At 60.1% G+C, this 19,442-nt stretch carries 17 protein-coding genes; 5 read left to right on the top strand and 12 right to left on the bottom strand.

Going from position 1 to position 19,442, the window contains the following annotated elements; genetic code table 11:
- Window positions 1–95 precede the first annotated feature (95 nt).
- Window positions 96–1,445 (top strand): cryptochrome/photolyase family protein, encoded by a 1,350-nt coding sequence (locus ACOOHD_RS16915; protein WP_420459054.1) that lies wholly within the window; start codon window positions 96–98, stop codon window positions 1,443–1,445.
- 43 nt (window positions 1,446–1,488) lie between these two features.
- Window positions 1,489–2,739, top strand: coding sequence for a hypothetical protein (locus tag ACOOHD_RS16910; RefSeq protein WP_420459053.1), 1,251 nt, complete (start codon window positions 1,489–1,491; stop codon window positions 2,737–2,739).
- A gap of 10 nt (window positions 2,740–2,749) precedes the next feature.
- Here ACOOHD_RS16910 and ACOOHD_RS16905 read toward each other — a convergent pair whose 3' ends face one another.
- From ACOOHD_RS16905 to ACOOHD_RS16895, 3 genes are all read right to left on the bottom strand, one after another.
- Window positions 2,750–3,193, bottom strand: a complete 444-nt coding sequence (locus ACOOHD_RS16905; protein WP_420459052.1) for a hypothetical protein — start codon at window positions 3,191–3,193, stop codon at window positions 2,750–2,752.
- 162 nt (window positions 3,194–3,355) lie between these two features.
- Window positions 3,356–3,958, bottom strand: a complete 603-nt coding sequence (locus ACOOHD_RS16900; RefSeq protein WP_420459051.1) for a lipoprotein signal peptidase — start codon at window positions 3,956–3,958, stop codon at window positions 3,356–3,358.
- 94 nt (window positions 3,959–4,052) lie between these two features.
- Entirely contained in the window at window positions 4,053–4,421 is a 369-nt protein-coding gene (locus tag ACOOHD_RS16895) for a TraR/DksA family transcriptional regulator (protein ID WP_420459050.1), read from the bottom strand.
- Between the two features lie 173 nt (window positions 4,422–4,594).
- On the opposite strand from ACOOHD_RS16895, the gene ACOOHD_RS16890 reads away from it, so the two are divergent.
- The gene (locus ACOOHD_RS16890) at window positions 4,595–5,056 is read left to right on the top strand and encodes an SRPBCC family protein (protein ID WP_420459049.1); all 462 of its coding nucleotides are present in this window, start codon (window positions 4,595–4,597) and stop codon (window positions 5,054–5,056) included.
- Between the two features lie 136 nt (window positions 5,057–5,192).
- On the opposite strand, the gene ACOOHD_RS16885 is transcribed toward ACOOHD_RS16890, so the two are convergent.
- Window positions 5,193–5,552, bottom strand: a complete 360-nt coding sequence (locus tag ACOOHD_RS16885; RefSeq protein ID WP_420459048.1) for a hypothetical protein — start codon at window positions 5,550–5,552, stop codon at window positions 5,193–5,195.
- Window positions 5,549–6,250, bottom strand: coding sequence for a spermidine synthase (locus ACOOHD_RS16880; RefSeq protein ID WP_420459047.1), 702 nt, complete (start codon window positions 6,248–6,250; stop codon window positions 5,549–5,551). Before ACOOHD_RS16880 ends, ACOOHD_RS16885 begins: the two co-directional genes overlap by 4 nt.
- Before the next feature lie 97 nt (window positions 6,251–6,347).
- Between ACOOHD_RS16880 and odhB the strand changes: the two genes are divergently transcribed.
- On the top strand, window positions 6,348–7,628 hold the full coding sequence (gene odhB, locus ACOOHD_RS16875) for a 2-oxoglutarate dehydrogenase complex dihydrolipoyllysine-residue succinyltransferase (protein ID WP_420459046.1): 1,281 nt from the start codon (window positions 6,348–6,350) through the stop codon (window positions 7,626–7,628).
- Window positions 7,629–7,809: 181 nt separating this feature from the next.
- On the opposite strand, the gene ACOOHD_RS16870 is transcribed toward odhB, so the two are convergent.
- The 3 genes from ACOOHD_RS16870 to ACOOHD_RS16860 are packed head-to-tail and all read right to left on the bottom strand — an operon-like array spanning window position 7,810 to window position 10,214.
- Window positions 7,810–8,949: a DUF4097 family beta strand repeat-containing protein gene (locus ACOOHD_RS16870; protein ID WP_420459045.1), complete on the bottom strand. Its 1,140-nt coding sequence runs from the start codon at window positions 8,947–8,949 to the stop codon at window positions 7,810–7,812.
- Complete coding sequence (locus ACOOHD_RS16865) at window positions 8,939–9,634, bottom strand: hypothetical protein (RefSeq protein WP_420459044.1); 696 nt, start codon at window positions 9,632–9,634, stop codon at window positions 8,939–8,941. The genes ACOOHD_RS16870 and ACOOHD_RS16865 overlap by 11 nt, the downstream gene beginning before the upstream one ends.
- A gap of 7 nt (window positions 9,635–9,641) precedes the next feature.
- A complete protein-coding gene (locus tag ACOOHD_RS16860; RefSeq protein ID WP_420459043.1) occupies window positions 9,642–10,214 on the bottom strand; it encodes an RNA polymerase sigma factor in 573 nt (190 codons plus the stop codon).
- A 347-nt stretch (window positions 10,215–10,561) separates the two neighbouring features.
- On the opposite strand from ACOOHD_RS16860, the gene ACOOHD_RS16855 reads away from it, so the two are divergent.
- Window positions 10,562–13,465: a hypothetical protein gene (locus ACOOHD_RS16855; RefSeq protein ID WP_420459042.1), complete on the top strand. Its 2,904-nt coding sequence runs from the start codon at window positions 10,562–10,564 to the stop codon at window positions 13,463–13,465.
- 143 nt (window positions 13,466–13,608) lie between these two features.
- Here ACOOHD_RS16855 and rodA read toward each other — a convergent pair whose 3' ends face one another.
- The 4 genes from rodA to secA are packed head-to-tail and all read right to left on the bottom strand — an operon-like array spanning window position 13,609 to window position 19,429.
- Window positions 13,609–15,024 carry a rod shape-determining protein RodA gene (rodA, locus tag ACOOHD_RS16850; protein ID WP_420459041.1) on the bottom strand — a complete coding sequence of 472 codons (1,416 nt, stop codon included), beginning with the start codon at window positions 15,022–15,024 and terminating at the stop codon, window positions 13,609–13,611.
- Window positions 15,025–15,027: 3 nt separating this feature from the next.
- Window positions 15,028–15,432 (bottom strand): SPOR domain-containing protein, encoded by a 405-nt coding sequence (locus ACOOHD_RS16845; RefSeq protein ID WP_420459040.1) that lies wholly within the window; start codon window positions 15,430–15,432, stop codon window positions 15,028–15,030.
- A gap of 11 nt (window positions 15,433–15,443) precedes the next feature.
- Window positions 15,444–16,079, bottom strand: coding sequence for a deoxyribose-phosphate aldolase (deoC, locus tag ACOOHD_RS16840; protein WP_420459039.1), 636 nt, complete (start codon window positions 16,077–16,079; stop codon window positions 15,444–15,446).
- A gap of 20 nt (window positions 16,080–16,099) precedes the next feature.
- Entirely contained in the window at window positions 16,100–19,429 is a 3,330-nt protein-coding gene (secA, locus tag ACOOHD_RS16835; RefSeq protein ID WP_420459038.1) for a preprotein translocase subunit SecA, read from the bottom strand.
- Between the last annotated feature and the right edge of the window lie 13 nt (window positions 19,430–19,442).

Here is a 19,442-nt window from a genome sequence, read left to right as displayed (position 1 = left end):
CTCTGTGAAACCCTCAGTGGAAGGGCGCTAGCCCTCTCTGTGGTGAATCCTCCAACGTTCTGCCACACACAGCTCAAAGCAAACCCCACGGACCCATGACCATCTTCTGGCACCGCCGTGACCTCCGCTTCTCCGACAACGCCGGCCTCTACCGCGCCCTCAAGACCGGCGACCCCGTACTGCCCATCTTCATCTTCGACCGCAATATCCTCGATAAGCTGCCGAATAAAACAGACGTACGGGTAGAGTTTATTCAGCGCAGTGTGGTGGAACTGGCCGAGGCCTACCGCGCCCACGGCAGCGACTTGCGCGCCTACTACGGCTACCCCGTCGAAATACTGCGCGAGCTACGCGATGCGCTCAGCCCCACGGCGGTATACACCAACCGCGACTACGAGCCCTACGCCATTGCCCGTGACGTGGCGGTGAAGGAGCTGCTCGATGAGCACGACATCCCGTTTTATCACTTCAAGGACCAGGTGGTGTTCGAGTCCGACGAGGTACAAAAGCAGGCCGGAGGACCGTACACCGTTTATACGCCCTACATGCGGCGGTGGCGTAAGCAGCTCGAAACGCGCATGAGCACATATCGGGGTAAGTCCATCAGTTTCTACCTCAAGCCCTACCCTACCGAGAAGTATGCCGGTAACCTAGTAAAGGAGGCCGCCCCCAGCCCGGTACCGACCCTGGAGGAGATGGGCTTCGCCCCTACGGATATCGACATCCCCCCGAAGGAGGCCTCCGAGGAGACGCTGGCACACTACCACAGCACCCGCGACTATCCGGCTACGACGGACGGTACCAGCCGCATCAGTCACCACCTGCGCCACGGCACGGTAAGTGTCCGGGCCAAGGTGCGGCGGGCCATGGCGCTTGATGACGATACCTTTTTTCGCGAGCTCATCTGGCGGGACTTCTACTCCAATATCCTGCAGGAGTTTCCCCGGGTGGTGAACGAGAGCTACCGGCGGGAATATGACTCCATTCCCTGGATTAACGACGAGCAGCAGTTTCAGCTGTGGTGCGAGGGCCGTACGGGGGTACCCCTCGTGGATGCCGGTATGCGGCAGCTCAATGCCATCGGCTGGATGCACAACCGCGTGCGCATGATCACGGCCAGCTACCTGTGCAAGCACCTACTCATCGACTGGCGCTGGGGGGAGGGCTACTTCGCCGATAAGCTCCTGGACTACGAGTTGGCTAGCAACAACGGCGGCTGGCAGTGGGCGGCCGGTAGCGGGGTGGATGCCCAACCCTACTTCCGTATTTTCAACTACCATAGTCAGCAGGCGAAGTTCGATGAAGACTTCGAGTACGTTAGGGAGTGGGTACCGGAGTACGGCACGGATGCATACCCCAGCGAGCCGATCGTAAGCCACAAATTCGGGCGGGAGCGGGCGCTGCAGGTGTACAAAAAGGCACTGGCCGAGGCACGAGAAAGCTAGCCGGCCCCGTTTGCTTAACTTCGTAGTGTAATAATCCCAGCTAATGAAAACCTTGCCCGTAGCCACCTGCCTGGCCCTGCTATTGCTTGTGGCTACCGGTGGATTCGCGCAGACCCGCCTCAACCTCTTCACCGACTGCGACTGCAATAAGACGCTCTTAAAACAGGAGCTCAACTACGTCAACCACACCATTGATCCGGTCAACGCCCAGGTCAACCTATTCATCGTCACCAACTACCTCAGCAACGGCGGCCGGGTATACGACCTCAATTTTAAGGGGCAGCAGGAACTGGCCGAAAACAGCCTCAGCTTCAAGGTCTCCACTACCGCGGTGATGACCGACCTGGAGCGCGACGAGTACCTCAACAAACGCATCGAACTGGGCCTGGCCGGCTTTCTGGCCGGTACTAGCTACGCTGACCTGGTCGACCTGACCGCACAAGCCCCCCCCGAGCCCGAAGTGGCCGATGAGGAAGAAACGGAGGAAAACGGTGGAAGTAGCGACCACTGGAACAACTGGATCTTCGAGACCTCGGCTAGCTTCTTCGCCAGTAAGGAAAGTCAGCGTAGTAAGACGCAGGTGCGCCTGGGGTTCGAGGCCGATCGCACCACGCCCGACTGGCGTATCCGCTTTAGCCCCAACTTCTTCTACCGCGTGGAGAAGATCAACCAGTCGCAGGGCGAGCCCATCCTCAGCGTGCGCCGCGACCAGTGGTTCGATGGTAAGGTGGTCAGGAGTATTAGCAACCACTGGTCGGTGGGCATCCTCACCAATGCCAACTCCTCAACTTACCGCAACATCAACCTGGGCATCTTCGTAGCCCCGGCCGTAGAGTACAACATCTTCGACTACAACCAGGTGCCCTTCAAGGAATTTACGGTAGCCTACCGCATCGGCTACGTGCGCAACATCTACACTGATACTACGGTGTTTCTAGTCGATGAGGAAAGCCTGGCCCGCCAGAGTCTCGACATCAACCTACGACTTCGCCAGCGCTGGGGGCAGGTCTTCGCCGGTATCTCGGCGGCCAACTACCTAGATGACTTCAAAAAAAACCGGCTCTCGCTCGACGCCCGGGCCGACGTGCGCATCATCAAGGGCCTAAGCTTCAACATCGGTGGTAGCTACGAAATCATCAACGACCAGATCAGCCTACCCGCCCGCGAGATCTCGGAGCGAGACCGTCTACTGGGCATTACCCAGCTAGCGACTAGCTACAGTGCAGACATCAGTGTAGGCTTCAGCTATACCTTCGGCTCCTTATTCAACAATGTGATTAATACCCGGCTCTAGGCGCACCACCCTACTGGAAGTCCACCGCACCCGCGTACTCCGCCCGAAAACTATTGAACTGCTTGCGTGAGGCGATGAAGCGGATGCGCTTGCCGAAAGTGCCCTTGCCCCGGAGCTCCACCGTACACACCGGCAAAAAAAGCAGCCGCCCCTCGCTGATACCCCGCACCTCGTCTACCAGGTGATAGCGAGCAGTCTTAAAGTAGTTGCTCACGTAGACGTACTCTCCGTCCGTTTCTACCCGCTTCAGGGGCCAGAGCACGAAGAAAGACAGCGCCACCCAGGTCAGTAGCACGAAGAGCATCCCCCACCGTAGCGACTGCAGCGGCACCCCCCCGAAGTAGTGCTCGGGCGAAAACCAGACCACCAGCGTGATGCCTGTCAGTACCGTGGTCCAGAACACGGGTAGAAAGAGCTTAAGAAAAAGCGTGAGGTTGGAGGAGAGACGGAGCAAGTTGGGGGATTTACGATTTACGATGTTTGATTTACGACGTACGATTTGTGGGGCAGCTCGCTACGCTCGTGCTACCGTTTTTGCTGCCGAGTAACACGTGCCGCCCGACGAGCGAAGCGAGCAGAGCCGCCAAATCGTAAATCGTACGTCGTAAATCATCAATCACTTTCTATAATAGTACACCAACAGCAACACCACCCCCACCGAAATGGCCACGTCGGCCACATTAAAGATGGGGCGAAAGAAGAGGTAGGGTGTGCCGCCGACTACGGGCAGCCAGTCGGGGTAGACGCCGTAGAAGAGGGGGAAGTAGAACATGTCGACTACCCGGCCAAAAAAGAGGCTTTCGTAGCCGCCGCCCTCCGGCAAAAACTCCGCTACGCCGCCGCCGGGCTCGGAGGCGGAGAACAGCACGCCGTAAAGGACGCTGTCGACGATGTTGCCCAGCGCCCCGGCGGTGATGAAGGAAAAGGCCGTAAGGAGTAGCGGGTGGGCCCGGCGGCGGATTAGCTCCACGAGGTATACACAGAGCACGACCGCCGCACCGATACGGAACAGACTCAGTACCAACTTCCCGATGCGCCCCCCGAAGCTGAGCCCAAAGGCCATGCCGTTGTTCTCCACGAAGTGGATCAGTGCGCGGTCGGCCCCCAGGATGCCGATCTCCTCACCGTACACCATATGCGTCTTGACCCACACCTTGAGGATTTGGTCGAGCAGTAGCATAGTGAGGAGTATAAGCGCGACGGTGGCCTTACGGGACATGGAGCGAGAAATAAGGCCTTAAAACGAAGCAACCCCTCCGCCGTTGGCGGAAGGGTTGGCAATTTACGTAATCGACTTTGTATCGTGGGGGCGCCTAGCGGTTCTGCTTGGCGTGAATGCTCAGGGTGGTGTGGGGTACAATGCGCAGGCGGTCGGCGCTGATGAGCTCACCGGTCTGCCGGCAGATGCCGTACACCTTGTTCTGGATGCGCAGTAGGGCGTTCTCCAGGTGCTGGATCAGCTGCTGCTGCCGGCCGGCCAGGCGGTTGATCTCCTCGTTGGCCATGGTAGTGGTACCGTCGTCGAGGCCGCGGGGCTTACCGTCTTCGCTGTTGGTCTGCTCACTCATCTGGTCGAGGTAAAATTGCAACTGACGGCGAGCTTCGGCGAGTTTGTTATCGATGATGGCTTTGAATTCGGTGAGCTCGGCATCACTGTACCGAGTCTGTTGTTGTGCTTGCATGGTATCGCTTTTTTAAAAAAACTTCAATCGCAATGCGTGCACAAATATACTCCCTCTTACCATACCGTGTATATCTTACTAAACTTTAACACTCGCCTAACAAAGTGCGGCTACCACCCCACCCCGGCCACTTTTCCTTTCGTTTCCACTTTCATGTACCTACCTGCTTTCCTATGACCCCCCGCCGGCTCGTCGCCACCACCACCGTACCCCGCTCCCTGGCCACCACCTGGGATTTCTTCAGCCGCCCCGAAAACCTCGAAAAACTCACCCCCCCCGAGGTCAAATTCGAGTTTCTTACCCCCGTGGCCGGCGTGGAGATGTACGAGGGAATCATGATCCAGTACCGCATCACCCCCTTCCCGGCCTTCACCACCGACTGGGTCACCGAGATCACCCACATCGAGCACCACCGCCACTTCATCGATGACCAGCGCGTGGGCCCCTTTGCCCTCTGGCACCACCAGCACCACTTTCGGGCGATTGATGAGCACACTACAGAGATGCGGGATATTCTGCACTACCAGGCCCCCCTCGGTATCTTCGGTACGATTGCCGATCGGCTGTTCGTGCACCGGCAGGTGGAGGGGATCTTTAGGGAGCGGGAGAAGGCGATCAAGAGACTGTTTTTGTAGGTGACCTGGCTTTGCCGGGGTAGACCGCTAAAGCGGGTAGAGCTACCGCATGTCGTGCCTGCGAGACGAGTCTACCCGCGCAGCGGTCTACGTCCGAACGCGCCAGCGAGGACTCTACCCGGCGCACAGCGCCGGTCTACTCCACATACTCCTGCCGTTTAATCAACAGCACCCACTCCCCCTCCTCTACCCGGTATCCATAGTCGTAGCAAAAGTGGTACAGCGTACCGTTACGCGTATGGTATTCATTAGTGAAGTAGCGAAACTTGAAGCCGCGGTCAATCATGCGCTCCCGCTTTACGTTGGCCTTGCCGTCGGGGTTGAGCTCGGCCAGCACGTTGCGGTTGTGGCGTAGGATGTTATTGATGCTGCGCTGAAAAACTTGCTCCTCGGCCCGCGCCCGGTTGTGAAAGGCGGACCGACAGGGGGCCGAACAGTATTTCTTATCACTCCGCCCGGTGTATTCCTCCCCGCATTCAGGACAATTCCGTTTCATCCCGGCAAAGTAAGGAACTTGCCATCGTTCACCAGCAGGTAATTGCCCCCCGTATCGTAGAGGGAGGGGGCGGGGAACGCAGGTGCAAAGGTCTCCGTAAAGTAGTTTTTCGCGGCATTGCGGTCCGGAATGCTGGAGGCTAGCCGGTTGTAGATCAGGGCCCCACCGGGTAGCAGACTTTCACGACAGAGTGCCAAAAAAGCAGCATCGTCTAGGTGCTCCGGTATGGTTGCGTCCTGAAAAACGTCCACGCAGATCAGGTCGAAGCGCCGCTCGTCCACTTGTAGAAAGGCCATGGCATCAGCCTGCACCACCTCTACCGGGGAGTCGAGGGCCGGCAGGCTGTACCGACTGGCCAGTTCGATGATGACCGGGTCGATCTCTACGGCCACGTAGGTGTAGTCCACGCCGATGTAGCGCTCCAGTAGCTCGGGGATGCTGCCTAGGCCTAGACCCAGCACCAGCACCGCCGCCCGCTCCGGCAGTTCCTCATAACTAAACACCTCGAAAATGCGCCGGAAGTTGAGGTAGTAGTCCCCGAAACTATAAATGGCATCCTCGGCCACCAACTGTAGCCGGCCGTGTACTACGCAAACCTCCAGGTAGGTGTTATAGTCCGATGAGGTCCGTACCAGGCTCTGCTCCCATAGGTAACTCAGGTAGTAGCGCAGGCGCGGCACGGTCGGGGGGCGGGGCATGGGGCGAAGCTACTAAAGCCACAACTACGCGTCAACCTGAGGAAAACTGCCGCGTTACCCAAGCAGATTTACCCCAACCATAGAGTCAGTCCCCCTTATGAGCATCGTCGAAATGAAAGTCCCGGTCATCGGGGAAAGCGTCACCGAAGTCACCCTGAGTGAATGGCTGAAGGGCGATGGCGACTACGTAGAGCTCGACGAGCCCATCTGTGAATTCGAATCCGACAAGGCTACCCTGGAATTTCCCGCCGAAGCAGCCGGCAAGCTTATCTACGTAGCTGGCGAGGGCGACGATCTCAAGATCGGAGCCTTGGTGGCAAAGATCGACACGAGCGCATCGGGTGGCAACGGCTCGTCCGCCGAGGCAGCGAGCGCAGCAGCTGCTTCGTCGGCCGAGGCAGACGAAGCCAAAGCGTCGGCGGACGAGCGGACCTACGCCACCGGCACCCCCAGCCCCGCCGCCGGCAAAATCCTGCGCGAAAACGACGTAGATCCCAGCACCGTCAACGGCTCCGGTCGCGACGGGCGCATCACAAAGGCCGATGCCCAGTCGGCGGTATCGAAGCCCACGCCTGCTGCGGCTGCTCCCACCAAGTCCGCTGCACCTGCGGCCCCGCCCGCTTCCCCTAAGCCTCAGCCTGCGCGCAGCGCCTCCCCTTCGCCTTCCTTCTCCCGCCAGACGCGCACCGAGAAGATGAGCCGCATGCGCCGCACCATCGCCACCCGCCTGGTGAGTGCCAAGAACGAAACGGCCATGCTCACTACCTTCAACGAGGTGGACCTGAGTGCCGTGATGGCCCTGCGGAGTAGCGTGCAGGAAAAGTTCGTGAAGAAGTACGGTGTTAAACTAGGCTTCATGTCGCTGTTCGCCAAGGCCTGCGCCCAGGTGCTTCTGGAGATGCCCGACGTGAACGCCGAGATCACCGAGGACGGGAAGGAACTGATCTACCACGACTACGTCGACATCAGCTTTGCCGTCTCTACCCCCACCGGGCTGGTCGTACCCCCCATCCACAACATCGAGTCGCTGCACTTCGCCGACATTGAAACCAAGCTTAAGGAGCTGGCCGCCAAGGCCCGCGACAACAAGCTGAGCATCGAGGAGATGAGCGGTGGCACCTTCACCATCACCAACGGCGGCGTGTTCGGAAGTATGATGAGTACGCCCATCATCAATAAGCCGCAGTCGGCCATCCTGGGCATGCACAACATCATCGAGCGGCCGGTAGCGGTGGAGGGGCAGGTCGTGATCCGCCCTATGATGTACCTGGCCCTGAGCTATGACCACCGGGTGATCGACGGGAGCTCGTCGGTGACCTTTTTGGTGAAGGTGAAGACTTTGTTGGAGGATCCTACGCTGCTACTACTCGGGCTTTGAGGAGACCGCGGCCTGCGGCCGGGGTAGACCCCTCGCTGACGCGTTCGGGGGGAGACCGCTAAAGCGGGTAGAGCTGCCGCCTGTCGTGCCTGCGAGACGAGTTCTAACCCATAGGGTCTACCCGCACGCGGTCTACGTCCGAACGCGCCAGCGAGGGCTCTACCCGGCGCAACGCGCCGGTCTAATAAATCTCAATATCCCCGTAGCTAGTACTAATCTTGATCGTCCCCCGGCCAGTACCCGCCTTTGTCCCCCTCACCGACTCGGTGGAGCCTTCGCTGCGGATGTCACGTGGACTTAGATCGGCGGTGGGTACGTCGATGTCGCCGTAGCGGGCGCTGAGATCGAGGGTGTAGCCGGCGGCGTTGTCTACGTCGATCTGGACGTCGGTGTAGGAGACGTCGATGTCGATGCGGTCGAAGCCGGCGCTGAGGGTGCCCACTTCTACGTCGCCGTAGCTGCCGTCTACCTCGAGTGATTTGGTGACCGTACCGAGCCGGAACTCGGTATAGTTGCCATCGAGGTGGGCGCGGCCGACCCGCTCTACGGCGAGCTCGTTGTAGCTGCCGTCGAGGTAGACCTCGGTGGCAGACTCCACCTCGATCTCCTCGTAGCCGACGTCAAGATGCAGCACGCCGCCTACGGTGCCGAAGCGGACCTCGCTGTAGCGGCCGTCGTAGGTCAGGTCACCATCGGCATTGCGGAAGTTGCCCTCGCTATAGCGCAGTTTGACCCGGCTACCAGCACCGAGCTGCTCGATGCGGGCGGAGCCGTAGCTGACGTCTAGCTCGCTGCTGGCGGTGAGCTTACCGGCCACCAGATCGCCGTAGCCGACGTTGAGCACGGCGGGGCCACTGAGGTTGGGAAGCTCGACGTCGCAGTATTTGGCATCTACGTTGAGGCCGACCGTGGCGGGCATGCTTACAGTGTAGTAGATTTTGAAATCGTTGCTGCTGTTGTTGCCCGTGATGAAGCTCCACCAACTATTACTGCCGCCGGAGCCGACCGTGGTAGTGGCCGAGACGCTGCTGCCGCCGCCGCCGCGCAGGCTCACGTCGATACGCTCCAGCACTTTCTTAAAATCGTCTTCGTTACGGGCCTGCACCCGGATGAGCACGTCGATTTTGACCCGGGGCTGCGACCAGGTGACGACCTTGATCTCGCCGTAGCGGTTTTCGAGATTTACCCGTCCGCTGGAATTGATGGCGAAGGTCTCCGAGAGTCGTTTCTCGAAGTCAGCGGTACGGGGGGTGGTGGCGTGGCCAAGGCTAGGCAGTAAAAAGGCCAGTACGGCCAGGAGGGGGATGAAATTAACTTTCATGAGTAGATTTATTGGGGCGGGGCGCGGGGGCCCCGGGGGAGTTGGGAGTGGGATACCGCTGCTGGATGCGCAGCAGGATATCGAGTTTGGTGCGGTAGGCCTCGATGAGCTCGTTGACCAGTACGGGGCGCTGGCTCTGGGGCACCTCGAGAAGCTGGGCGCGGATGTCGGCCGTGGCGTTGTCGAGTTCCTGAAGGTCGCGGCGCAACTGGGGGTCATCGTTGACCTGGTTGACGCGGGTGAATTCGGCGTCGATGCGTCGCTGGTAGAAGCGTTCGGCTTCGGCCAGTTCGGGGTCGAGCTGCTGGATCTGTTGGGCCACGCGCTCCTCCTGTCCGGCCTGGTAGCCCGCCCGGTTGCCGAAGCGGTAGGCGGTGAACATGAGCAGTAGGGAGGCGGCAATGCCCGTGAGGTACAGAAAGGTGCGGCGGTGGCTGACCGTTAAGTTAGGTGCCGAGGTAGCCGGGGCCGCGGGTGCCAGCACGTTGGTAAGGAGCTGTGGTGGCGGCGTAGCGTCATCGAAGGCCTCGCGGTGGGTGGCGATGAAGGTTTCAAGGGGGTCGACGTCCTCCTCGTCGGGGGGCAGGGCGGCAGCGATACGGTCCCAGAGGCTGGCCGGGGGCGTGGCCTCGTCAAAGTCCGCCCGGTGATCCTGGATGAAACCCTTTAGTTTATCGTCGTTCATGGCGGTTTTAGTTGGGGGTGTTGGAGAGTAGTTCGGCCAGGCGCTTGCGGGCGCGACTGTACTGTGATTTGGAGGTGCCGACGCTGATGTCGAGGATCTGGCTGATCTCCTCGTGGTCGTAGCCCTCGAAGAGGTAGAGGCTCAGCACGACCCGGTAGCCCTCGCTGAGGTTGCGCATGGCGGTGCGGATGCGTTCTACGGTGTAGTGGCCCTCGTCGACCTGCTCGCGTTCGTGGTCGTCGTCTTCGGTGGTGCCGGTATCGTGGCGCACCGGATCGAAGTCGGTGGTGAGCAGCCGGCGCTTCTTGAGGTGGTCAATGCAGCGATTGACGACAATGCGCTTGATCCAGGCACTGACCGATGCCTCGAAGTGAAAGGTATCGATCTTGGAAAACACCTGGACGAAGGCGAGCTGGAGCACGTCCTCGGCATCGTGGGAATGTTTAAGCATGCGGAGGCAGACGTTGTACATCGGCTTGGCGTAGTGACCGTACAGTTGGCGCTGGGCGTTGCGGTCCTTGCGCTGGCATCCGAGCACGATGGCCCGGTGGGTGTCCCGGTAGTCGGCGGCGGTCGGCATGGTGCGTATGGTTGGGTGAGCTCCCACGGGGATGGTTGGGGTTAGTGTATGTGTATTAGAAAGGACGAGGCACCACGGTTAGGGTTGCACGGGAGCCTGCACCACCGCGAGGAATGGGAAGATAAATGCGTCGTAGGGGTGACTTTTGCCGGTGACCGAGTCTATGGGAGGTCACCCACGGGCCCGAAGCCGGAATGTTCAGCGGCCCCGAACCTCCGTTTACTTTGTGACTTATGGTACTCTGTGGACCGTTGTGGGCAGCCTAACCCCCCTTCCAGCGAACCTTTGTGAATCATATTATCTTTTTATAACAGAAAGTATCTAAGGACTTCTTCAACCCATTTTTTATGCGTAACAATCTACTACTCTCTCTCGCGCTGCTCCTCTGCGGGGCTACGGCCTTCGGGCAGGTAAAGGGCGTGAGCTACACGGTGGCCCCCTCGGTGTCCTACAACTGGTTTGGCAATGAATCCGGTCTGGAGGATGCCTTTATGTTTGGCGGCCGCGTGGGCTTTGGCTTCGGCGAGTACGTCGAGCTGCGGGCCACCTACATGCAGACTATCGACCTGAATACCGATTTTTCCGGCCTGGGCTTCGATGTTGATAGCACCTTCAGCGGCCAGGGGGTAGACCTTAACCGGTACGGGGCCGAGCTGAAACTTAACGTCGGCCGGGGCACCCTACTTCCCTACCTTATCCTGGGGGGTGGCATTCAGAGCCAGCAGCGGGAGGGGCTGGACAAGGCGGAAAACATTTTCGGCACGGTAGGTCTCGGCCTCACCCTCAGTGCAGCCGATCGGTACGCCTTTGGCGTCGAGGGCAAGTACATCGCTTTTTCCGGAAACGTAGTGCGCAACCTTCTGGATTCCATCGACCGTGCCGGTAATCCAGACCTCAGTGTAGGCAACGATAATATCGGTACGTTCGCCGTAGCGGCTAACCTGTCGTTCTACCTTGGCGGCCGCCGCCCGGGGCAGCTCAGCGACATCGACCAGGAATACCTACGCACCTTTCAGGGCGGCCTGAGTGGACTGTCCGTTCCCGTAGAGCTTGGTCTAGCCCAGGTCGATTGGGATAATAGCCTACCCTACCGGGACGCCTACTTCGCCGGTGGTACCGCAGGCTTTTCCTTCGGCCCGCTCATCAGCCTCCGTGGTTTCTACTACCGGGGTATGACCGACGAAGACATCAACTTTGACTTCGACGATATTTCGCTCTACGGTGCCGATTTTCGCTTCAACCTTACCCAGGCTTCCTCGGGAATCGTACCCTACCTCAGTGTAGGGGGTGGACGCATCGACATCAATAGCGGCTACAACGATGGAGTCGTAGAAGCCGGTGGCTTTGCTTCCAGTCAGAACTTTGCCTCCGGCGGGGGTGGTATCTACCTGAAGTTCGGTGAGCGCGTCAAACTCAATGGCGGTGTCAAAGCCCTACTGACTACCAGCAGCGACTTGGAAGACCTGAACAGTCGCGATCAAATCACCACCAGCTACATGTACAGTGCGGGTTTAGGATTCACGCTAGGTGGAAATACCAGCACCCCCGATGTGGTGCGCCGCTCTACCCTCGAGAATCAGCTAGAGGCTCAGCAGGAAAGCTTTGAGCGCCGCTCCGACAGCATCCGTCAGGCCAATCAACGCGAAATCGCCGACTTGCGCGAGCGCTACCAGGATAGCATCGCTAACCTTGACCGGGAGCTCGTCGACGCCCTCGATGCCGGCGACCTCGAAACGGCCGATATAATCCGGGAGGAGCGTGATGAAGCCGCTGCTATTGTAGAGGAACTGGACAACCGCAACCAAGCTCTCGAGCAAGAAGTCAAACAACGGGACCGCGCTGAGATCGATGCCGCCCTGGGCCGCCCGGTACAGCCCCTAGTCGTGACCCCCGGTGCACGCCCCACCAGTACCCCCACAGGCAGTGTCGTCTACCTGCAATCCCAGCAGATCGACCGCCTCATCGACGCCCTGGGCAACCGTAACGCCGCCGGCCAGGTCGCCCAGCAGCCCGCCCAGTCGGGTCAGGGCATGATGCAACAGAGCATGGTGCCGAATAGCCAGCTCGATCAGCTCAGCCGCCGCGTCGAACGCATGGAAGACATGATGTTCCAGCTCAATACCGGAGACCGCCGGATGCAGCAGGAGCGTTCGTACGATTATTCCGACCGGGAGGCCCGTACGCAGGAGGAGCGCATCGAGCAACTGGAGCAGCGTATCGAGCGCCTACGCCAGCCGGGTAGCGATACGCCGGGTACCGCCGAACGGCGCCTTGACGACTCCGACCGCGCCGATAGCCGTACCCCCATTACCGACCGCCGCATTGAGGACCTGGAGCGCCAGCTCGCGGAGGCCCGCCGCGGTAACGATCGGCCCTACGACAGCGACGCCCGCCGCGACGACGGTATCGACAACGAGCGACTCGATGAGCTCGAGCAGCGTATGCTCGACCGGATCGAGGACTTCCAGGAGGACCGTGATCCCACCGAGGCTGCGGAGGCACGCAACGAACTGATTCGCGACCTGACCGACTACCAGGACGAGATGATGGAAGAGATCCGCGACCTACAGCGCGACCTAAACCGCGCCAACCAGGAGCTGGCCCGCCGCGATGCCCAGCAGGAGGCGATTGACGAGCGCATGGACCTAGAGCGCGATCGCCTACGGCAGGAACGTCGCCTGGCCCGTCAGGAAGCAGCCACTAAGACTGCCGTCGATACGGCCGGCAACCGCGTTATCGTACCCGGTACCCGCACCCTGGAAGAACTTAGCATCAATACCGGAGGGGTGTACCTCGCCGACGATAATGCCGAGGCCCAGGGCTTTTTCTCCAACTTTACCTACACCGGGATGTCCGGTACGGCCGGCTTCAACTTCGGTGACGCCACGGGTCTGGGTCTGGGTCTGCGCTGGCACTACAAACTTGGCCCCGATCAGCGCGCCGAGTTTATGCCCGAGGCGTACTTCGGTATCGGTAGCCCCACTACATTTGGTATCTTCGGTAACATCATCTACCCCATTATTACGGATGAAGCCCGTACCAGTGGGTTCATTCCCTACGTGGGACTGGGAGTAGGTGCTATGCAGATCAAAGACAAGGATGATCGCAACGAGTTGAACTTCCGCCCAGCTATCAACCTGGTCTTTGGTAGTTACCTGCCCGTGGGCAACGGCCGCTTCTTTGCTGACTTCTCTACCCGCAACTTCTTTAGTGTAAACCAGTTGACGGGCGGCTACCGCTTCAATTTCTAGTACAATGCAGCCTCTGGCTGCGCTACGGGTGAGAGCAGCGATTGCTTTCACCCGTTTTTGTTGCATTCCAGCGCAGCCGGAGGCTGCATGTTGCTGACGTCCCGATAGCTATCGGGAGAGGCAGCATTGTACTGCCCACTACACTACACCTCCCCCCGGTGCTTATCCAGCTTCAGCAGCACGGCGATCATGATGGTAAAGCTCAGCAGCGATGACCCCCCCTTAGAAATGAACGGCAGCGGAATGCCAATCACCGGCACCAGGCCCATCGTCATTCCTACGTTGACCAGAAAATGGACTAGTAGGATGCCAGCCACCCCGTAGGCGTAGGCCCGGGCAAAGGTGCGCCGCTGCCGCTCGGCGATCACCGTAATGCGGTAGAGCAGCAGACCGAAAATGAGGATCAGCATTCCTACCCCAATGAAGCCCTGCTCCTCGCCGATGGCGGAGAAGATGAAGTCTGTCTGCTGCTCCGGCACGTAGTCGAAGCGGGTCATAGTACCCTGCTGGAGACCCCGTCCGCTCAGGCCCCCGGCGGCAATGGCCAGCTTACTCTGCAGCAGATTGTAGTAGCTGCCCCGGGGGTCGGCATCCTCGGGGTGCAGCCAGACTACGATGCGCTCGTGCTGGTGGGCGGGTAGTACGTCGCTGGTGTACACGTAGTGGGCCGTGAAGGTGAGGGCAAGCCCCCAGCTGATGAAGAAGAGGCTAGTAGCGACCAGTCGGCTATTGCGCCGGCTGAGGTGGTAGCCGATCAGGGCGAAGAGTAAAACACCCAGTGCGACGGCGGACTGCCAGCCGTAGCCGGACTGTACCCCCACATAGGCCGCTGCACCCGCGACCCCGCCCAGTATGCCGTACAGCTTACGACGCCGAGGTAGGGAAAAAGTGTAGAGTAGGACACAAAGCGCCAGAAGCGCCACCAGCAAATACTGGAACGGAAAGAGAATGCCCAGTACCACCATGAACACCGTGAAGCCCCCCAGGACGAAGAGTAGCGGCGTGAGCCCCTCGCGGTACATGACGAGTAGAAAGCCGGTGAAAACCAGCGTAGAGCCCATATCCGGCTGGCCCAGAATGACCACGGCCGGAATGAGCCAGATGATGCAGCCATAGACGACCGTACGCAGCTGACTGAGCTTACCGGAGTACTGACTCAGGAAGGCGGCCATCGCCAGGCAGACTCCAAACTTAGCTAGTTCACTGGGCTGGAAGGTGAAACCCGCCAGACTGAACCAGGAGCGGGCCCCATTGATCTCCTTACCTACCACCAGCACCAGTAGGAGTAGTAGGACGGTGATGGCGTAGATGGGATAGGCCCCCACTACCCAGACCTTGCGGTCGATCAGGTAATTAATGCAGACCCAAACGCCGACCGAAATGCCCGCCCAGACGAACTGCTTACCGAAGGGGGTGGTGAGAAGGTCCACCGTACTACCGGTGTACCCGTCCGGGGGAGCCCCCACGGAATAGATCATGAGCAGCCCCGTGCAGACCAAAAAAATATAGAAGATGACGGTGGTGACATCCGTGCGCGGCCGCCTCAGAGAACGGGCCATGAGCTAGTACATCTTGAGCAGCTCGGCTTCGGTGACTTCGTCCTTGACCAAGTAGACGCCTTCGAACTCACGGCTCAGGCGCTGGCGGAGACCGTCGGCCTCAGGGCGGGTGAAGAAGGCGCCCGCGCGCAACTTATAGTAGGGGCTATTGTGCACCCAGTCGATGGGCACACTGGGATAGGTCGATTTGAAATCTGCCTCGGTACGCTCCAGTTGCTGCCGGTCAGTGGTGGCCAGGATCTGTACGCGCCAACCCTCGACCTCCTCCTCGGCCTCGCTGACCTCGGCGAAGAGGTCGAGTAGACGCTCCACGTCGGGATCGGGGGTAACGATCAGGTTACGGGACTGCTGCGCCTGGCTGGTGGCGGTAGCAAGCAACACGGCGGCAAGGGCAAGCAGGATGCGCATGGACGAAAAGCTTAGGTGAGTAGGACGAGACTGGCCGAGGTGCCGATGCGGTCGGCGCCGGCCGCGAGCAGGGCCTGAGCATCGGCACCGTTGCGGATTCCGCCACTGGCCTTAATCTTGATTTCGGGATGCAAGGTAGCACGCAATTGGCGCACTTGCTCCACGGTGGCTCCGCCGTGGAGGCCGGAGGAAGTCTTAACGTAGTTCGGCCGCACGGCGTTGCATATCTCGATGAGGCGATCGCGCTCGGCATCGGCAAGTACGCCAAGCTCAAGAATTAGCTTGCAGACCTTGCCCTTGAGGCGCACGGTGGTAGCCATCTGCTCGACCTCGGTGCGCACGTAGGCCCAGTCGGCGGATTTGACGGCGGCAATGTTGATGACGATGTCGAGCTCGTCGGCCCCCTCCTCGATACTGCGGCGGGCCTCGGCGACCTTAATCACCGTTTCGGAGTACCCGTAGGGAAAGCCAATCACGGTGGCGAGGCGCACACCGGTATCCTGTAGCTCGGCCCGGGCGCGGGCGACGTAGTAGGGTGGGATACAGATAGCGTAGAAGCCGTGCTCCACCGCTTCGGCGCAGAGGCGCTTGATGTCAGCCAGCGTAGCCTGGGGGCTAAGGAAGGTGTGGTCGATTAGTTGATTCAATCCTGGGGTTGATTAGAAAACTACTTACCGTGGCAGTGCTTGAACTTCTTGCCGCTGCCGCAGGGGCAGGGGTCATTGCGCTTCACCTTGGCCGTTTCCCGCTGGAAGGTTTCTACCTTCTGGGGTTGACTGACGGACTCAGCGGCCTGGCGGGCGGCGGCGGCCTGGGCCTCGGCACCTACCGGCTCCTGGCTGCTACGGTTGATCTGGGTAGGGGGAATGACCACGCGGCGGGGCGGGCGGGCCTCCTGGATCTCCTCGGGCTGCTGGACCAGGAGGTCGCCCGTGGCTAGATAGCTGGTGGTCTTCATATTAATACGGCTGATGAGCTCCTCAAAGAGGTTATATGACTCCATTTTGTACACCACCAGGGGGTCCTTCTGCTCGAAGGAGGCCATATTGGTACTGGTCTTGAGCTCGTCCATGCTGCGGAGGTGCTCCTTCCAGTTCTCGTCGAGGATGGCCAGGGTGACCGTCTTTTCAATGTCGGATTTAATACTGCGTCCATTGGTCTCCAGGGCGCGCTCGATGTCGGCCGTAATCTGCAGCGGGTGGGTACTGCCGTCGGTGAACGGAATGATGATGCGCCGGAAGCGGCCGGGCTGCTCCTCGTTAACGCGGCGGATGTGCGGCATGACCCGGTCAATGAGGGTGAGCATTTTCTTGTCGTAGAAGGCCCGGAACTCCTCTAGCAATTGGTCGGCTACGTCGTTGACGTCTTTGTGGTCGAAGTCGGCGGCCTGGATCGTAGACTCAAAGCCAAGCAGCCGCTGCGTGGCCAGGCGGAAGGTATCGTAGGTGCCGTTCTGCTTGTGGGCGTAGGCGATGTCGTCGATGAGCCCCTCGAAGGAATTGTTCAGGTCCAGACTCAGCCGCTGTCCGCTCAGGGCGTTGTCGCGCTTGCGGTAGATGGCCTCGCGCTGGATGTTCATGACGTCGTCGTACTCCAGCAGCCGCTTACGGATGCCGAAGTTGTTCTCCTCCACCTTCTTCTGGGCGTTCTCGATGGATTTTGTTACGATACCCGCCTGGATCACGTCGCCCTCCTTGTGGCCGGCGCGGTCCATCCACTTGGCGATCCGGTCGCTCTGGAAGTAGCGCATCAGCTTATCCTCCAGGCTGACGTAAAAGAGGCTCGACCCCGGGTCCCCCTGGCGGCCGGCCCGGCCGCGCAGCTGACGGTCCACCCGCCGGCTATCGTGGCGCTCGGTACCGACGATGGCTAGTCCACCGGCCTGCTTGACGGCCTCGCCAATCTTAATGTCCGTACCCCGGCCGGCCATGTTGGTGGCGATCGTCACCTTACCGGGGCGGCCGGCCTCGGCGACGATGTCGGCCTCGCGCTGGTGCTGTTTGGCGTTGAGTACGTTGTGGTCGATGCCGCGCAGCTTGAGCATCCGGCTCAGCTTTTCGCTGATGTCTACGGCGGTGGTACCCACCAGTACGGGGCGGCCGGCGTTGCTTAGTTCCACGATATCGTCGATGACGGCATTGAATTTCTCCCGGTCCGTCTTGTAGATTTTATCGTTCATGTCGGCGCGCTGCACGGGGCGGTTGGTGGGGATCACCACGACGTCGAGTTTATAGATCTCCCAGAACTCCCCGGCCTCGGTCTCGGCCGTACCCGTCATACCGCAGAGCTTGTGGTACATGCGGAAGTAGTTCTGCAGCGTCACGGTAGCGTAGGTCTGCGTCAGTTCGCCCACCTTCACGTTCTCCTTGGCCTCGAGGGCCTGGTGGAGGCCGTCGGAGTAGCGGCGGCCCTCCATCATGCGGCCGGTCTGCTCGTCGACGATCTTGACCTGCCCATCCATCACCACGTACTCCGAGTCGCGCTCGAAGAGGGCATAGGCCTTCAGCAACTGGGAGATGGCGTGCAGGCGCTTGGACTTGACGCCGAAGTCCTGGGCTAGTTTATTCTTCTCCAGGGCCTTCTCTTCCTTGCTCAGGTCGGAGCGCTTTTCGACCTCGGCCATGCTGGTGGCCAGATCGTGGAGGATAAAGAAACTGGGGTCGTCGTTGTACTTGCTCAGGTAATCGGTTCCCTTGTCGGTAAGGTCGACCTGGCGGTTTTTTTCGTCGATGGTGAAGTACAACTCGGCATCCACCTCCGGCATCCGCTTGTTGTTTTCCGCCATGTAGGTGTTTTCCGTTTTCTGGAGGAGTACACGGGCGCCCTCGGTGGAGAGAAACTTGATCAGGGGGCGGCTCTTGGGATAGGCGCGGAAAGCGCGGTACAAAGCCAGTCCGGCCTCACCCTCCTCGGGGCCGATGTAGCCTTCGTTGAAGAGCCGCTTGGCTTCAGTCAGGAACTTGTTGGCCGTCCGCTGCTGGGCGGCGATCAGCTTTTCGATGGCCGGTTTGAGCTCCAGGTAGTCCTGGTCGTCGACGTTATTGGTGACGGGGCCGGAGATGATCAGCGGCGTACGGGCGTCGTCGATCAGCACCGAGTCTACCTCGTCGATCATGGCGAAGTGGTGGGCACGCTGCACCTTGTCGGCGATCGAGCGGGCCATATTGTCGCGCAGGTAATCGAAGCCAAACTCGTTGTTGGTGCCGTAGGTGATGTCGGCCGCGTAGGCCTTCACCCGCTCGGGGCTGTGGGGCCGGTAGAGGTCGATACAGTCGATGCTCAGCCCCAGGAACTGCATCACCGGGCCGATCCACTCGGCATCCCGCTGGGCGAGGTAGTTATTGACCGTCACCACGTGCACGCCGCGGCCGCTCAGTCCGTTGAGGTAGGCCGGCAGGGTGGCCACCAGCGTCTTACCCTCACCGGTCTGCATCTCGGCGATCTTACCGTCGTGGAGCACCTGTCCGCCAATCAGCTGTACGTCGTAGTGGATCATCTGCCACTCGATCTCCCCACCGGCGGCCATCCAGGTGTTGCTGTAGATAGCCTGCCTGTTTTCGTCGATGGTGACGTAGTCACGCTTGGCGGCCAGCTCCCGGTCTGCCTCGGTGGCGGTCATGGTCAGGGGGCCTTCGGTAAAGCGGCGGGCGGCTTCCTTAACCGTAGCAAAGGCGGCGGGCAGTAGTTCTTTGAGTACCACTTCAAGTTCCTCGTCACGCTGCTCCTGTAGTCGATCGACCTCCTTAAAGATGTCGTCTTTTTGCCGGAAATCGGGCTCGGCCTCTGCCTCTTCCCGCAGCTTTTTGATCTCCTCGTCGATACCCGAGAGGTACTCGGCGATGCGGCTGCGGAAGGTGTCCGTACGTGCCCGCAGCTCATCGTTCGACAGCGTGCTCAGCCCCGCGAAAATTTCGTTGATCTCCTCCACCACGGGTTGGTAGATGGCAACGTCGCGGTCCTGCTTGGAACCGAAGAGTCGTTTGAGGGCCTTAAACATAACGGGGAAACTT

The organism is Neolewinella sp., assembly GCF_965214665.1.
GTDB lineage: Bacteria > Bacteroidota > Bacteroidia > Chitinophagales > Saprospiraceae > Neolewinella.
Note: the sequence above shows the minus strand (reverse complement) of the source record. Positions and strands in the feature narration are given on the sequence as shown.

What these genes read in the sequence shown, in the direction of transcription:
- ACOOHD_RS16915 (WP_420459054.1), top strand. Translation starts at nt 96, where the DNA reads ATGACCATCTTCTGGCACCGCCGTGACCTCCGCTTCTCCGACAACGCC.
- ACOOHD_RS16910 (WP_420459053.1), top strand. Translation starts at nt 1,489, where the DNA reads ATGAAAACCTTGCCCGTAGCCACCTGCCTGGCCCTGCTATTGCTTGTG.
- ACOOHD_RS16900 (WP_420459051.1), bottom strand. Translation starts at nt 3,958, where the DNA reads ATGTCCCGTAAGGCCACCGTCGCGCTTATACTCCTCACTATGCTACTG.
- ACOOHD_RS16895 (WP_420459050.1), bottom strand. Translation starts at nt 4,421, where the DNA reads ATGCAAGCACAACAACAGACTCGGTACAGTGATGCCGAGCTCACCGAA.
- ACOOHD_RS16890 (WP_420459049.1), top strand. Translation starts at nt 4,595, where the DNA reads ATGACCCCCCGCCGGCTCGTCGCCACCACCACCGTACCCCGCTCCCTG.
- ACOOHD_RS16885 (WP_420459048.1), bottom strand. Translation starts at nt 5,552, where the DNA reads ATGAAACGGAATTGTCCTGAATGCGGGGAGGAATACACCGGGCGGAGT.
- ACOOHD_RS16880 (WP_420459047.1), bottom strand. Translation starts at nt 6,250, where the DNA reads ATGCCCCGCCCCCCGACCGTGCCGCGCCTGCGCTACTACCTGAGTTAC.
- odhB (WP_420459046.1), top strand. Translation starts at nt 6,348, where the DNA reads ATGAGCATCGTCGAAATGAAAGTCCCGGTCATCGGGGAAAGCGTCACC.
- ACOOHD_RS16870 (WP_420459045.1), bottom strand. Translation starts at nt 8,949, where the DNA reads ATGAAAGTTAATTTCATCCCCCTCCTGGCCGTACTGGCCTTTTTACTG.
- ACOOHD_RS16865 (WP_420459044.1), bottom strand. Translation starts at nt 9,634, where the DNA reads ATGAACGACGATAAACTAAAGGGTTTCATCCAGGATCACCGGGCGGAC.
- ACOOHD_RS16860 (WP_420459043.1), bottom strand. Translation starts at nt 10,214, where the DNA reads ATGCCGACCGCCGCCGACTACCGGGACACCCACCGGGCCATCGTGCTC.
- ACOOHD_RS16855 (WP_420459042.1), top strand. Translation starts at nt 10,562, where the DNA reads ATGCGTAACAATCTACTACTCTCTCTCGCGCTGCTCCTCTGCGGGGCT.
- rodA (WP_420459041.1), bottom strand. Translation starts at nt 15,024, where the DNA reads ATGGCCCGTTCTCTGAGGCGGCCGCGCACGGATGTCACCACCGTCATC.
- ACOOHD_RS16845 (WP_420459040.1), bottom strand. Translation starts at nt 15,432, where the DNA reads ATGCGCATCCTGCTTGCCCTTGCCGCCGTGTTGCTTGCTACCGCCACC.
- secA (WP_420459038.1), bottom strand. Translation starts at nt 19,429, where the DNA reads ATGTTTAAGGCCCTCAAACGACTCTTCGGTTCCAAGCAGGACCGCGAC.